The sequence below is a fragment of the Pseudomonas sp. HMSC067G02 genome, from assembly GCF_001813485.1.
GTDB classification, from domain to species: Bacteria; Pseudomonadota; Gammaproteobacteria; order Pseudomonadales; family Pseudomonadaceae; genus Pseudomonas; species Pseudomonas aeruginosa.
The window spans coordinates 64,155-77,383 of sequence record NZ_KV812663.1; the positions used below are offsets into that span (position 1 = coordinate 64,155).

The 13,229-nt window shown below is 70.6% G+C and carries 11 protein-coding genes; 9 read left to right on the forward strand and 2 right to left on the reverse strand.

Annotation, left to right across the window (positions count from 1 at the left end; all coding sequences use genetic code 11):
- Nucleotides 1-53: 53 nt before the first annotated feature.
- The 6 genes from HMPREF2914_RS11140 (at nucleotide 54) to HMPREF2914_RS11165 (ending at nucleotide 7,825) form a co-directional block, all read left to right on the forward strand.
- Nucleotides 54-2,705, forward strand: a complete 2,652-nt coding sequence (locus tag HMPREF2914_RS11140) for a TonB-dependent receptor (RefSeq protein WP_023091870.1) — start codon at nucleotides 54-56, stop codon at nucleotides 2,703-2,705.
- Between the two features lie 12 nt (nucleotides 2,706-2,717).
- Nucleotides 2,718-3,797, forward strand: a complete 1,080-nt coding sequence (locus HMPREF2914_RS11145) for an LLM class flavin-dependent oxidoreductase (RefSeq protein ID WP_014603793.1) — start codon at nucleotides 2,718-2,720, stop codon at nucleotides 3,795-3,797.
- On the forward strand, nucleotides 3,794-5,077 hold the full coding sequence (locus HMPREF2914_RS11150; protein WP_023091869.1) for an MFS transporter: 1,284 nt from the start codon (nucleotides 3,794-3,796) through the stop codon (nucleotides 5,075-5,077). The genes HMPREF2914_RS11145 and HMPREF2914_RS11150 overlap by 4 nt, the downstream gene beginning before the upstream one ends.
- Entirely contained in the window at nucleotides 5,064-6,260 is a 1,197-nt protein-coding gene (locus HMPREF2914_RS11155) for an MFS transporter (protein ID WP_023091868.1), read from the forward strand. The genes HMPREF2914_RS11150 and HMPREF2914_RS11155 overlap by 14 nt, the downstream gene beginning before the upstream one ends.
- A gap of 102 nt (nucleotides 6,261-6,362) precedes the next feature.
- Complete coding sequence (locus tag HMPREF2914_RS11160; RefSeq protein ID WP_003107976.1) at nucleotides 6,363-6,872, forward strand: sigma-70 family RNA polymerase sigma factor; 510 nt, start codon at nucleotides 6,363-6,365, stop codon at nucleotides 6,870-6,872.
- Complete coding sequence (locus tag HMPREF2914_RS11165; RefSeq protein ID WP_023091867.1) at nucleotides 6,869-7,825, forward strand: FecR family protein; 957 nt, start codon at nucleotides 6,869-6,871, stop codon at nucleotides 7,823-7,825. The genes HMPREF2914_RS11160 and HMPREF2914_RS11165 overlap by 4 nt, the downstream gene beginning before the upstream one ends.
- Nucleotide 7,826: 1 nt before the next feature.
- On the opposite strand, the gene HMPREF2914_RS11170 is transcribed toward HMPREF2914_RS11165, so the two are convergent.
- Entirely contained in the window at nucleotides 7,827-8,672 is an 846-nt protein-coding gene (locus HMPREF2914_RS11170) for a CmcJ/NvfI family oxidoreductase (RefSeq protein ID WP_023091866.1), read from the reverse strand.
- Nucleotides 8,673-8,820: 148 nt separating this feature from the next.
- Nucleotides 8,821-9,855, reverse strand: a complete 1,035-nt coding sequence (locus tag HMPREF2914_RS11175) for an AraC family transcriptional regulator (RefSeq protein ID WP_023980965.1) — start codon at nucleotides 9,853-9,855, stop codon at nucleotides 8,821-8,823.
- 146 nt (nucleotides 9,856-10,001) lie between these two features.
- Between HMPREF2914_RS11175 and HMPREF2914_RS11180 the strand changes: the two genes are divergently transcribed.
- From HMPREF2914_RS11180 to HMPREF2914_RS11190, 3 genes are read left to right on the forward strand one after another with little or no spacing between them, the layout of a single operon-like run.
- The gene (locus HMPREF2914_RS11180) at nucleotides 10,002-11,477 is read left to right on the forward strand and encodes a flavin-containing monooxygenase (RefSeq protein WP_003128613.1); all 1,476 of its coding nucleotides are present in this window, start codon (nucleotides 10,002-10,004) and stop codon (nucleotides 11,475-11,477) included.
- Between the two features lie 10 nt (nucleotides 11,478-11,487).
- On the forward strand, nucleotides 11,488-12,417 hold the full coding sequence (locus tag HMPREF2914_RS11185) for an alpha/beta hydrolase (RefSeq protein WP_073656900.1): 930 nt from the start codon (nucleotides 11,488-11,490) through the stop codon (nucleotides 12,415-12,417).
- A complete protein-coding gene (locus HMPREF2914_RS11190) occupies nucleotides 12,402-13,160 on the forward strand; it encodes an SDR family oxidoreductase (RefSeq protein WP_003088821.1) in 759 nt (252 codons plus the stop codon). Before HMPREF2914_RS11185 ends, HMPREF2914_RS11190 begins: the two co-directional genes overlap by 16 nt.
- The last annotated feature ends 69 nt before the right edge of the window (nucleotides 13,161-13,229 follow it).

A 13,229-nucleotide genomic window follows, 5' to 3' on the forward strand; every position in this document is an offset into this window, starting at 1 on the left:
GTACGGGCAATTGCACTCGGTGGCATCCGCAACCGCTCAAGGATGAACCGACCATGCCCAACCCGCGTTCGCCACGTCTTCGACTCGTCCCCGTGCTCTGCGCGGTCGGCCTGGCCTGCCTCGGCCAGCCCGGCGAGTCGGCGGCAGAGGAGGTCCGCGCCACCAGCCGCGCCGAGATCCAGCGCTTCGACATCCCGGCCGGCGAACTGGCCCAGGTACTGCTGAGCATCGTCCGCCAGAGTCGCACCCCGATCGCCTTCGACCAGCACCTGGTGGAGGGCCTGCCGGCACCGGCGATCCAGGGCTCCTACAGCGTCGAGCAGGCGCTGCAGCGGGCCTTGCGGGGCAGCGGCCTGGAATACAGCCGCAGCGCCGCCGGCGTGCTCAGCCTGCAACGCGCCACGGCGCCGGATGCCGCGCTGCCGGCGACGAAGCCCGCCGGGACCCTGGCCACGGTGGTGGTCACCGGCACCCGCAAGGCCGATGTCAAGGCCGGCGAGAGCCTGGCACCGATCGATGTGGTCAGCGCCGAGCAATTGCGCGACAGTGGCAGCGGCGACCTGCGCGACGCCCTGGTGCGCCTGCTGCCCTCGCTGTCGCGCCAGGCCCAGGCCTACAACGCTTCGGCGCTGACCAACGCGCAGTCGCTGCGCGGCCTGAGTCCCAACCACGTGCTGGTGCTGGTGAACGGCAAGCGCCGCCACGAGACCGCCAACATCAATGTCAGCGGCGGGCTGCAGAGCGGCTCCACCGGGGTCGACCTGGACACCATCCCGCTCGCCGCCATCGAGCGCATCGAGGTGCTGCGCGACGGCGCCTCGGCGCAGTACGGCTCGGACGCCATCGCCGGGGTGATCAACGTCATCCTCAAGTCGGCCGACCACGGCGGCCGGCTCGCCTACGACAACGGTCGCTACGGCGATGGCGACGGCCTGACCCAGAACGGCGGGGTGAATGGCGGCCTGCGTTTCGGCGAGAGCGGTTTCCTCAACCTCAGCGCGCAGTTCCGCGAACAGGCGCGGACCATCCGCGCCGGCATCGACCAGCGTACCGGGCACTACGGCAACCCGTCCATCGGCGACCCTTCGCTGCACCGCCAGGCGCTGGCCTACAACGCCGGCGTGGCGCTGGACGACAACGTCGAGCTGTACAGCTTCGCCACCTATACCCATCGCTCGGTGTCCTCGGCGCAGATCTACCAGTTGCCGTCCCTGGCGCCGCGACTCTATCCGAACGGCTTCACCCCGCGCATCACCAGCGACGAGGACGACTATTCGCTGACCCTCGGCGCCCGTGGCGGCGAGCTGTTCGGCGCCTGGGACTGGGACCTCAGTTCCACCTACGGTGCCGACCGCCCGGAGATCGGCATGGACCATTCGATCAACCTCGCCCTCTACGGCGAGACCGGCGATTCGCCGCGGTCCTTCGACCTGGCGCGCTACAAGGCCACCCAGTGGACCAACAATCTCGACCTGCGCCGCGACTTCGACCTCGCCTGGCTGCCCGCGCCGCTGAATTTCTCCTGGGGCCTGGAGCAGCGCCGCGAGCTCTACGAGGTCGAGGCCGGCGATCCCTGGTCCTACTACAACGGCGGTTCCAAGGCGCTCCCCGGACAGGCGCCGGCCAGCGCCGGACAGTGGAGCCGCGACGTGCTCGGCGCCTATCTCGACCTGTCCACCGCCCTCGACGAGCGCTGGCAACTGGAGACGGCGGCGCGCTACGAGCACTACAGCGACTTCGGCAGCACCACCAACGGCAAGCTCGCCAGCCGCTACCGCTTCAGCCCCGAGGTGTCGGCGCGGGCCAGTCTCAGCAGCGGCTTCCGCGCGCCGTCGCTGGCCCAGGAGAACTACACCAGCCTGGGCGTCTCGCCGACCATCGCCAGCGGCCTGCTGGCGGTCAACTCGCCGGCGGCCAGGCTGCTCGGCGCCGAAGACCTGGAGCCGGAAAAGTCGATCAGCTACAACCTCGGCCTGGTGCTCGATCCCTTGCCGGACCTGAACCTGGCCATCGACGCCTATCGCATCGAGATCCGCGACCGCATCGTCGACGGTGCCACCTATTCCGGACAGCCGGCGATCGATGCGCTGCGCGCCGGCGGGATCAGCATCCCGGCCGGACTGACCCAGGTCAGCACCCACTACATGACCAACGGCGCCGACACCCGTACCCACGGCCTCGACCTCACCGCCAGCTACCTGACCCGGCTCGGCGAGTGGGGCCGGATCGACTGGCGCCTGGGCGCCAACGTCAATCGCACGAAGCTGGTCAGGAATCATCGCGGGCGCAACGGCCAGCCGCTGCTCAACGACCAGCAGCAGGCCTGGATCACCAGTTCCACGCCGCGCAGCCAGGTCAGCCTGCAGGCCGACTGGAGCTACCGGCGCTGGGGCCTGACCCTGCGCGAAACGCGCTACAGCAAGACGGTTTCCGAACTGGACTACTACACCGGCGAGCATGCCTATTCGACCACGGTCTTCAACCGCTTCGAGAACTCGCCCAAGTACATCACCGACGTCGCCCTGCGCTATGCGGCGAGCCGCAACCTGACCCTGAGCGCCGGGGCCAACAATCTGTTCGACGTGAAGCCCGACAAGCTGCCGGCCGAGAGCGCCTACCTCGGCTTCAACCAATACGACACCTATGCCTCGCAGATCAGCTTCAACGGCGCCTTCTACTACCTCGGCGCGGCCTACACCTTCTAAGGAGGACGAACCATGAGCATCGAACTGCGCGGCGGCGTGCGCGCCTCCGCGGTCATCGGCGACAGTGCCTTCGCCCGCCAGGCCGCGCGTTTCCTGCCGGACACCCGCAGTCGCGCGGTGAGTGCCTTCGACATCCAGCAGAAGGCCCGCCTGGAAGAGGCGGACGGCCTCGACGGCGCGCTGTTCACCGTTTCCGCTGCCTGGCCCGACCCCTGGCTGGTCGCCGGCTGGGCTTTGGCCGCGGCGCCGCGCCTGCGCGCCACCGTCGCGCACCGACCGGGGAGCGCCCAGCCGACCGTTGCCGCGCGCGCCCTGGCCACTCTCGACGGCCTGTCCAACGGGCGCGCCGGCGTACACCTGGTGATCGGCTCCAGCGACGCCGACGTGCGCCGCGACGGCGACTTCGCCGACAAGGACGAACGCTACCGGCGCGCCGTGGAGTACCTGGAGGTCTTCACCCGCGCCCTGGAAAGCCGCGACCCCTTCGACTACCACGGCGAGTTCTACCGGCTGGAGGACGCCGGCAGCGGCTTCCTGCCGATCCAGCGGCCGCGCCCGCCGCTATCCGTTGGCGGCTCCTCGGCGCAGGCACAACGCCTGGCGGTGCGCTTCGCCGACGTCTACGCCGGCCACTTCGCCAGCCCCACGCAGACCGCGGAGCTCAAGCGCAGGCTGAACGAGGAGGCGGCGGAGCAGGGCCGGCGGCTGAAGTTCTGGAAGCACTTCCAGGTGATCCTCGGCGACAGTCCGGCGGCGGCCCTGGACATCGCCGAGCACTACCGCCAGGCCGCTTTCGAACTGCTTCTGGCACGGCCCCTCGACGAACTGGCGGCATCGCCGCAGGTCGCCCGCGACGGCGAGCGCGACCGGCTCGCCCGGCTGGAGCCGGAGGCCTTGCGCGAATGGGTGGCGAATACCGTGCAGCGCAGCTTCGCCGGGGTGCTGGTGGGCAGCGTCGGCGAGGTGGCGGAACAGATCCTGGCCTTTCATCGCGCCGGCATCGAGATCGTCCAGCTCGAGGCCACCACCGAGAACGCCGAGGACATCCGCTTGCGCCGCCAACTGATCGAGCGCCTGAGGCGCGACGCATGAGCGGCGTCGCCCGCGAGGCCATGGAGGACGTCGCGCCGGCGGCGCCTGGCGTCGGCGAGTTCGGCGTGGCCAGTTGTGGGGTGCTGCTGGCCTCGGTAGTGGGGGTGATCTTCGGCCCCACCGGGCTGGTGATCAGCAGCTTTTCGCTGTTCATCGAGCCGATCGCCGCCGACCTGGACTGGGACCGTGGCCAGTCGGCACTGCCGGTGACCCTGCTGGGCCTGGCGGTAGCCCTGAGCAGCCCGCTGAAGGGCTGGCTGGTGGATCGCTGGGGCGCGCGCGCCCTGGTCCTGCCGCTGACCGCCGCGCTGGCCCTGTGCCTGGCCAGCCTGGCGCTGGCGCGCAGCGGCTGGCAGCTATACCTGCTGTTCGCGCTGCTCGGCCTGCTGACGCCGGGCAACATTCCCTATGCGCGGATTCTCGGCGGCTGGTTCGAGCGTCGTCGCGGCGCAGCCTACGGCATCCTCGGACTCGGCTTCGGCGTCGGCGGGCCACTGGCGCTGTACCTGGGCAGCGCCTGCATCGACGCCTTCGGCTGGCGTGCCACCTTCCTCGTCTATGGCCTGCTCGAAGGCCTGCTGGCGCTGCCGCTGCTCTACGCGTTGTTCCGCGAGCGGCCCGGCGACCTGCCGCAGGCGCGGCGCCCGCCAGCCGGCGCGCTGCCCGGAGCGACGCCAGGCCAGGCCTGGCGCTCGGCGGACTTCTGGCTGATCGTCGGCAACCTGATCCTCGGCGTGTTCGCCGTCACCGGCGTGATGGTGCATGGCGTGCCGCTGTTGCAGGAGCACGGCCTGTCGCGGGAGGTCGCCACCGACGTGCTGGCGGCGCTGTGGGTCGGCATGATCGTTTCGCAACCTGCGCTGGGCTACTTGCTGGACCGCTACGACACCCCGCGCATCGCCTTGCCGTTCGCCGTGCTGGCGGCGCTCGGGCTGCTGCTCCTGCTCCTCGGCGGACCGCCGGCGCTGCTCTGGGGCGCGGTGTTCCTGATCGGCCTGGGCGCCGGCGGCGAGACCGGCACCACCCAGTACTTCGTCAGCCGCTACTTCGGCCTGCGCCATTTCAGCGTGATCTATGGCTCGATCCAGCCCTTCACCTTCGCCATCGCCATCAGCCTGGGGTCCTGGCTGCTGGGTTACTTCTACGACCGCGCGGGCTCCTACGCGGGCTCGACGCTGGTCCTGCTCGGCGCGTTCGGCGTGGCGGCAGGGCTGCTGGTCATGCTCGGGCGCTATCGCTATGCCATCGACGGGGAGGCACGCAGCCATGGGCGAGACTGAACGGAGCAGGGCGGAGGTGGGCGTCTGGCTGCTGGCCGGGCTGGCCTTCGTGGTCGGCACGGTGGAACTGGTGGTGGCCGGGGTGCTCGACGAACTGGCCGCCAGTTTCGCCGTCAGCCAGGGCCGGGCCGGGTTGCTGATGAGCCTGTACGCGCTGGTCTATGCGCTGCTCGGCCCGCTGTTGGTCTACCTCAGCGCCGGTATCGAGCGCCGCCGCCTGCTGGCCGGCGCGCTGCTGGCGTTCGTCGGCGCCAACCTGGCCAGCGCCGCCGCGCCGAGCTTCGCCCTGTTGCTGGCGAGCCGGCTGCTGGTGGCGGCCAGCGCCTCGGTCATCGTGGTGGTGGCGATCACCCTGGCGGTGGCCATCGTCGCGCCGGAACGGCGCGGCCGGGCGATCGGCCTGGTGTTCGCCGGCATCGTCGCCTCGCTGGTGCTGGGCGTACCGCTGGGCACCCTGATCGGCGAGTTCTGGGGCTGGCGTAGCCTGTTCCTGCTGCTCGCCGGGGTCGCGTTGCTCGGCCTGCCGCTGCTCCTGCGCCTGCTGCCGGCCTTCCCCGGCGCGCCCGGCATCGCCCCGGCGGAGCAACTGCGGGCGCTGGCCCGGGGCCGGGTGCCGTTCGCCCACCTGGCATCGCTGTTGCAGATGACCGGCCAGTTCACCGTCTACACCTACATCGTGCCGTTCCTGGTCGGCAGCATGGCCCTCGACAAACCGACCATCAGCCTGGTCCTGCTGGTCTACGGGGGCGGCGGCATCCTCGGCGCGCTGCTCGGCGGACGTGCCGCCGACCGCTGGCCGGGGCCGGCCACCTTCGTCGCCTTCCTGCTCCTGCACGCACTGGCCCTGGTCCTGCTGCCGTTCGCCACCGGCGGCCTGCCGCTGCTGCTGGGCGCGGTGGTGTTCTGGTGCGTGTTCAACATGGCGCCGGGGCCGGCGATCCAGAAATACCTGGTGGAACTCAGCCCGGACACCGCGGCGATCCAGATCAGCCTCAACACCAGCGCGATCCAGCTCGGCGTGGCCCTGGGCGCCTTCATCGGCGCGATCCTGGTGGACCAGGTGGCGGTGCGCGCGCTCCCCTGGTGGGGCGCCGCGCTGATCCTCGGCGCCGCCGCCTGCGGCTGGCTGTCCGCGCAGCGGCCGGCGGCGGGCACGGCGGACTGCCGGGAGCGCCTCGATTGATTCCCTACCGCGCGCCACGGGAACAGCCCCGGGCGCCGTTCCTCAACCTCCAGGCTCACTACCGCTATCCGTGGCGTGGCCTGCCAGCAGCGAACGCTTACCATGGATAGCCAAGGCTCCATCAAGAACACCCTGATCGCCCAGTTGTTCCAGCAGAACTACGACTGGCTGTGCAAGAAGCTGTCCTACCAGACCGGCTGTAGCCACAGCGCCGAAGACCTCGCCGCCGAGGCCTTCCTGCAGGTCTGGATGCTCCCCGACCCGGCGTCGATCCGCTCGCCGCGGGCGTTCCTCGCGACCATCGCGCAACGCCTGATGTACGAGAGCTGGCGGCGCAAGGACCTGGAGCGCGCCTACCTGCAGATCCTCGCCGAGGCGCCGGAGGCGGTGCAGCCGTCGCCCCACGAGCAGTGGATGCTGATCGAGAGCCTGCAAGCCATCGACCGCCTGCTCGACGGCCTGTCCGGGCAGGCCAGGGCAGTGTTCCTGATGAGCCAGCTGGAAGGCCTGACCTACGTGCAGATCGGCGAGCGCCTCGGATTGTCCCTGGGGCGCATCCACCAGTTGATGAAGGATGCCTTGCACTGCTGCTACCGGGGATTCCAGGAATGAGCGAGAAGCCGGAACGGCAACGCATCGTCGAGGAGGCCATCGAATGGATGGTGCGCCTGCAATCCGGCGACTTCAGCGCCGCCGAGGGCGATGCCCTGGAACGCTGGAAGGCGCTGTCGAGCGAGCATGCCGAGGTGTTCCGGCAACTGCTTGGCAGCCTCGCGCCGCTACAGGAGTCGCCCTGGCGCGGCCAGCCGAGCGCTACCGTGCTGCGCGCCCTGGAGCAGCCGTCGAGCCGCCGGCGCTTCGTCGGCGGCGCCCTCGGGCTGTTCGTCCTGCTCGCCGGCGGCGCCGGCCTGGAGCGCTGGGTCCAGGCCGGCATGGGCCTGCCCGGCGAACTGGCGACCGGCACCGGCGAGCGCCGCGACTGGTTGCTGGCCGACGGCAGCCGCCTGCGCCTGAACGCGCGGAGCAAGGCGCGACCGCTGCTCGACGGCGCCCAGCGGCGCCTGGAGCTGCGGCGCGGCGCGATGCGCCTGGAAGTGAAGGAGGACCCGCGCGGCGCCTTCGCCCTCGACTGCGCCGCCGGACGGGTGGACTGCGCCAGCGGCAGCCTGCTGCTGGCCGAGGAGCGCGGGGCGATCCGCCTGGTGACCCTGCGCGGCAGCGCGCGGCTGACCACCGGTGAGGGACGCCAGCTGGCGGTGGCGGCACGACGTAGCCTGCTGTTCGATGCCGGCGGCCTGCTCGAACAGGGCCCGATGCAGGCCGGAGAGGATGCCTGGGCCAGCGGCTGGCTGGAGGTCCACGACCGCTCCCTGGCCTGGGTCGCGGAGGCCTTCCGGCCCTATCTGCCAGGCATCCTCCAGCTCGACGCGGAGATCGCCGGCAACCGCGTCAGCGGTCTGTTCCCGCTGGACGACATGCACACGTCCCTGGACATGCTCGGACGCAGCCTGCCGATCCGCGTGCTGCGCTACAGCGACTACTGGATCAGCCTGCGCCCCGCCTGACTCATTCGTCGAAGAACAGCAGGCAACGCAGTTCGATACTCTGCCGCGGCGGCGCATCGGCCGGGGTGCAGGGATCGTCGAAGGCGGTGTGCGCGCCGAGGCGGGTTTGCGCGTCCTCCCGCGAATCGTAGATCTTCAGCAGCAGCGCTTCCTCCGGCAGCAGGTGCGGGTAGTAGTACCAGCGGTGCTCCGGGTTGGGCTTGACCGAGTAGGTTTCGCCCACCTTGTCGCGGTACACCAGGTCACTGGCCACCAGGTCGTCGAACGCCAGGCTGCGGGCGTCCAGCAACGCCAGCGGCGCGCGCTGCGCCGGGTGGCCGAACGGACGCCACAGGTTGACGATCTGGAAGCGTCCGGCCAGGCGCCGTTCGGCGCGTTCCGCCGGCAGGTGGTCGCGGACCCGGCGCGGCGCCGAGCGCAGGGTCTGGTCGTTGTGCACGTAGCGCACCGGTTCGCGCAGGCCGCGTTCTTCGCGCCCGGCCTGGTCGACGCGCAGCGTGTGGTCGAAGATCACCGCCTCGGCGGCGCCGGTCAGGCGGCGGAGCAGGGCGATGCTTTCCGGGTAGTAGCGTTCACGAACCTGGGCTTCATCCTCGAAATCGCCCACCGCGCTCGCCTCGCGCACCAGTTGGAAACCCTCGCGCTCCAGGCTGGCCGGTTGCGCCAGCAGACGCGCATTGCGGATCGCCACCCGGGTCGGCTGCAACAGCGCGCTGCGCTGCGGCGTCCCGGCGGGGGCCGGATAGGTGTAGGCGACCGGCCGTTGGCCGTTGTCGCGGATATAGTTGACCTCGGCCTCGACCTGCTCCGGCGCGTGCCCCGGCCATGCGTGTTGCTGGCAACCCATGTGTCGTTCTCCCGTTGCCAGCGGAGATGCCTCCGCTGCCGCGCCGCCGGATGCCGCGCGTGAACGGCCAATCTAGCCGCTGGCAGGCGGCGGCGAAACGAACATCGAGCGCTGGCGTCCTGCCTTCGTGGAATAAGCCCGGAGCGGCTCAGGGCATCGCGCCGAGTCGTCGCCGCTGGCGATACTGGCGCGGCGTCATGCCTTTCCAGCGCCTGAAGGCGTGGATGAAGTTGGACACCTCGCCGTAGCCAAGGCGCTCGGCGATCTCCTCCAGGCGAATCGCGCCGGTGGCCAGCAGCTCTTCGGCGAGGGCCTGGCGCACCTCGTCGAGCAACAGGCGGTAGCTGCTGCCCTCGTCGTCCAGGCGGCGACGCAGGGTACGCACGGTGAGGTGCAGTTCCATGGCCAGGGTCTGCATGTCCGGCAAGTGGCCGGGCGTCCTCAGCAAGCGGTCGCGGATGCGTCCGGCCAGACCGCCGCGCACCTGGCGGCGGGCGAGCAGGGCGCGGCACTGTTCCTCGCAGGCGCGCGCCACCTCTGGATTGGCGCCGGGCAGCGGGAGGTCGAGGAAGCGCCGTTCGAAGACCACCCGGTTGTCCGCCTGGCCGAACGCCGGGCACAGGCCCAGCTCGCGCACGTAGGGCGCGGGATCGGCGGGCGGTGGGCGGCGGAAGCCGGCGCGGAGGATCGGCAGGCGCTGCCCGGTGAGGTCGCGCTGGATGCGCAGCACGCCACCGGCGTCGCGTTCGAGGAGGAAAATCCGCAGGTCCTCGGGAATGCCGGCGTCGTCGAGCACCAGGTGCGCTTCGTCGTCGTGTACCTCCAGGCGGATGCCATGGAAGGCGAAGGTCAGGTCGAGGTAGCGCAGGCCCAGTTGCGCGGCGCTGAGGAAGGTCGGGCTGCTGAGCAGGGCGAAGCCCCAGATGCCGTAGGCGTTGAGGTGATAGCGCAGGCCTGCCGCCAGGCCCGGTGCGCAGGCGTCGCCCAGGTGCCGGACCAGGTTGCGCACTACGCTCAGTTCCTGGGCCGCGTCGATTTCCCCGGAGGGATCGCCGAGCAGGCGGATATCCAGGCCGCTACCTGCCAGGCACTGCTCCAGGCCGAGGCCGCGGTCGATGCCGAACTGGATCAGCAGGTGCGCGCTGATGGCGCTGCGGCGGGGAGACCAGGGCGGAGTGAGCATGGTGGCGTCCGAGGTTGACCGAAAATCACAACTTTATGTCCGGCCCGGCCATAACGCCAGTCGCCCCGGCGAACTAGGATGCTGTCATCCGCCGCTGGGCGGAATCGCGCCGGACGGCGTGGCAAGCAACAAACGGGAGCACAACAATGCACAACGAGTCCCGCCCTGAAGCCCCCTTGCGGGTGCTGGTGGTCGGCGCCGGCTTCGCCGGTCTCGGCCTGGCGATCCGCCTGCGACAGGCAGGCATCGACGATTATCTGGTGCTGGAAAAGGCCGCCGATGTCGGCGGTTGCTGGCGGGAAAACCGCTACCCGGGCGCCGCCTGCGACGTCCCCTCGCATCTCTATTCGTTTTCCTTCGAGCCGAAGGCCGACTGGTCGCGCAAGTTCGCCCCGCAGGCGGAAATCCTCGACTACCTGCGGCATTGCGCGGACAAGTACCGTCTGCGCGGGAAGATCCGTTTCCACTGCGAGGTGGAGGAGGCCCGCTTCGACGCCGGCAGCGGCGAATGGCAGGTGCGCTGCGCCGACGGCCAGACGCTGCGCGCACGGGCCCTGGTCTGCGCCACCGGCCAGTTGAGCCGGCCGCTGCTGCCGCGCCTGCCCGGCCTGGAGCGCTTCCAGGGTCCGGCGTTCCACTCGGCGAACTGGGACGCCGAGGTCGAGCTGGCCGGCAAGCGGGTCGCGGTGATCGGCACCGGAGCCAGCGCCATCCAGTTCGTCCCGCGGATCGCCCCGCAGGTGCAACGCCTGTCGCTGTTCCAGCGCAGCGCGCCCTACGTGATCGCCAAGCCGGACCGCACCTACGCCGACTGGGAACGCCGCCTGAAGGCGCGCTGGCCGTGGCTGCAACGTCTGGATCGGGGGCTCAAGTACCTGCACCACGAATCGCGGATGCTCGCCTTCGCGACCTTCCCGGCGCTGATGAAGGTGATGCGGCTGAGCTTCCATCGTCACCTGCACCGGCAGATCGCCGATCCGCAACTGCGCGCGCGGCTGGTTCCCGACTACCCTCTGGGTTGCAAGCGCATCCTGATCAGCAACGACTATTACCCGGCGCTGGCCAGGAGCAATGTCGAACTGGTCGACACGGGCATTCGCGAAGTCACCGAAGACGCCGTGGTTGGCCGTGACGGCCGCCGGCACGAGGTCGACGCGATCATCTTCGGTACCGGCTTCGCCGCCACCGAGTTCCTCGCCCCGATGCGCATCCTCGGCCTCGACGGACGCGACCTGCGGCAGGCCTGGGCGGATGGCGCGGAAGCCTACAAGGGCATCAGCGTCAGCGGCTTCCCCAACCTGTTCATCCTTTACGGGCCGAACACCAACCTCGGTCACAACTCCATCGTCTACATGCTGGAAAGCCAGTTCCCCTACGTGCTCGGCTGCCTGCGCCAGCTCCAGGCGCAGGGCTTGCGCTACCTCGACGTGAAGCCCGAGGTCCAGCGGCGCTTCAACCTGGAGGTGCAACAGGGGTTGCGCCATACCGTCTGGGAGCGTGGCTGCGACAGCTGGTACAAGACTGCCGCCGGCAAGAACACCAACAACTGGCCAGGCTACACCTTCGTCTATCGCTGGCGTACGCGCCGGCCGGAGCTTGCCGACTATGACCTGGCCCGCTGAAGCGCCCCTGATGTCGCCGCCGCAACGCCTGCGCGCCGGTCTCCTGCGCGGCTGCCTGCGCCTGTTGTTCCGCGGGCTGGTCCGTCCGCCCATGCCAGTGGCGCTGCAACGCGGCGTGCTGCGCGGGCTGAGCCTGGCGACGCTGGGCGCCGGCGGCGTCGTTCGCGAGCGCCGCAGCCTCGCCGGCGTGCCCTGCGAGTGGTTGCGGCCGCGCGGGGTGGAGGCGCGGCGCCGGGTGCTCTACCTGCACGGCGGCGCCTACCTGATCGGCTCGCCGGCGACCCACCGGGCGATCACCACGCACCTGGCCCGGCGCTGCGCCGCCGAGGTCTGCGCGGTGGACTACCGGCGTGCCCCGGAACATCCGTTCCCCGCCGCCCGCGACGACGCCCTGGCGGTCTACCTGGCATTGCTGGAGGCCGGCCATTCGCCGCGCCGACTGCTGCTCGCCGGTGACTCGGCGGGCGGCCACCTGGCGCTGTCCCTGGCCCTGGAGCTGAAGGCGCGCGGCTTGCCGTTGCCGGCCGGGTTGCTGCTGCTCTCGCCCTGGACCGACCTCAGCTGCCAGCGCCTGCACACGCCGGAGGCCGGCGACCCGCTGCTGTCGCGGGCCTGGCTGGAAAGCGCGGTGCGCCTGTTGCTGCCGGCCGACGCGGAGCCAGGCTCGGCCGCCCTGTCGCCACTGCATGCCGACCTGGCGGGGCTGCCGCCGCTGCTGGTACAGGTCGGCGAGGACGAATTGCTGCGCGACGACAGCCTGCGCCTGGCGCAACGGGCCGGCGAGCAGGGCGTCGCGGTGCGGTTGCAGCGCTACGCCGGTTGCTGGCACGTGTTCCAGGCCCACGCCGGCGTGTTGGCCAGCGCCGACCGGGCGCTGGACGAGGCGGCCGCGTTCGTCGTCGAATGCAGCGCGGAGGGCGACAGGTGCAGAACATCCTGATCAGCGGTGCCGCTTCCGGAATCGGCGCCGCCAGCGCGCGGCTGTTCCACCGCCGGGGCTGGCGGGTCGGTTTGCTGGACATCGATGCCGAGGCGTTGCGCGGCTTGGCCGCGCAACTGCCGGGCGCCTGGCAGCGTGCCGTGGACGTCAGCGAGCCCGACGCGGTCGGCGAGGCGCTTGCGCAGTTCTGTGCCGACGGCCGCCTGCGCCTGCTGTTCAACTGCGCCGGCATCCTGCGTTTCGGTCGCTTCGAAGAGGTCGCCCTGGAGGACCACGCGCGGTTGCTGGCGATCAACCTGCAAGGCGTCCTCAACTGCTGTCACGCGGCCTTTCCGTTCCTGCGCGCGACGCCGCAGGCGCAGGTACTCAACATGGGCTCGGCATCGGGGCTTTATGGCGTACCGGAGATGGCCGTCTACTCGGCTTCGAAGTTCGCCGTGCGCGGGCTCACCGAGGCGCTGGAGCTGGAATGGCGCCGCCACGGGATTCGCGTCGCCGACCTGATGCCGCCGTTCGTCCGCACGCCGATGGTCGCCGGGCAGACCTACCGACCGCCGGTGTTGCGTCGCCTGGGGCTGAGACTGGACGCCGAGGATATCGCCGAGGCGGCCTGGCGGCAGGCGCACAGCCGGCGGGTACACCGGCCGGTGGGCGGGTTGTTCACGGCGCTGTACTGGGCTGGGCAGTTGTCTCCGCCGTGGGTGAACCGGGCGGTGATGGCGTGGTTGTCGCGGGACGAATAGGCACTTGCGTTTATCCGCCGCTTATCCGGGGTATTGGCGGATACCGCCTGTGGCGGTATTCGCCCTACA

Coding starts and splice junctions, on each gene's coding strand:
- HMPREF2914_RS11140 (WP_023091870.1), top strand. CDS start 54: ATGCCCAACCCGCGTTCGCCACGTCTTCGACTCGTCCCCGTGCTCTGC.
- HMPREF2914_RS11145 (WP_014603793.1), top strand. CDS start 2,718: ATGAGCATCGAACTGCGCGGCGGCGTGCGCGCCTCCGCGGTCATCGGC.
- HMPREF2914_RS11150 (WP_023091869.1), top strand. CDS start 3,794: ATGAGCGGCGTCGCCCGCGAGGCCATGGAGGACGTCGCGCCGGCGGCG.
- HMPREF2914_RS11155 (WP_023091868.1), top strand. CDS start 5,064: ATGGGCGAGACTGAACGGAGCAGGGCGGAGGTGGGCGTCTGGCTGCTG.
- HMPREF2914_RS11160 (WP_003107976.1), top strand. CDS start 6,363: ATGGATAGCCAAGGCTCCATCAAGAACACCCTGATCGCCCAGTTGTTC.
- HMPREF2914_RS11165 (WP_023091867.1), top strand. CDS start 6,869: ATGAGCGAGAAGCCGGAACGGCAACGCATCGTCGAGGAGGCCATCGAA.
- HMPREF2914_RS11170 (WP_023091866.1), bottom strand. CDS start 8,672: ATGGGTTGCCAGCAACACGCATGGCCGGGGCACGCGCCGGAGCAGGTC.
- HMPREF2914_RS11175 (WP_023980965.1), bottom strand. CDS start 9,855: ATGCTCACTCCGCCCTGGTCTCCCCGCCGCAGCGCCATCAGCGCGCAC.
- HMPREF2914_RS11180 (WP_003128613.1), top strand. CDS start 10,002: ATGCACAACGAGTCCCGCCCTGAAGCCCCCTTGCGGGTGCTGGTGGTC.
- HMPREF2914_RS11185 (WP_073656900.1), top strand. CDS start 11,488: ATGTCGCCGCCGCAACGCCTGCGCGCCGGTCTCCTGCGCGGCTGCCTG.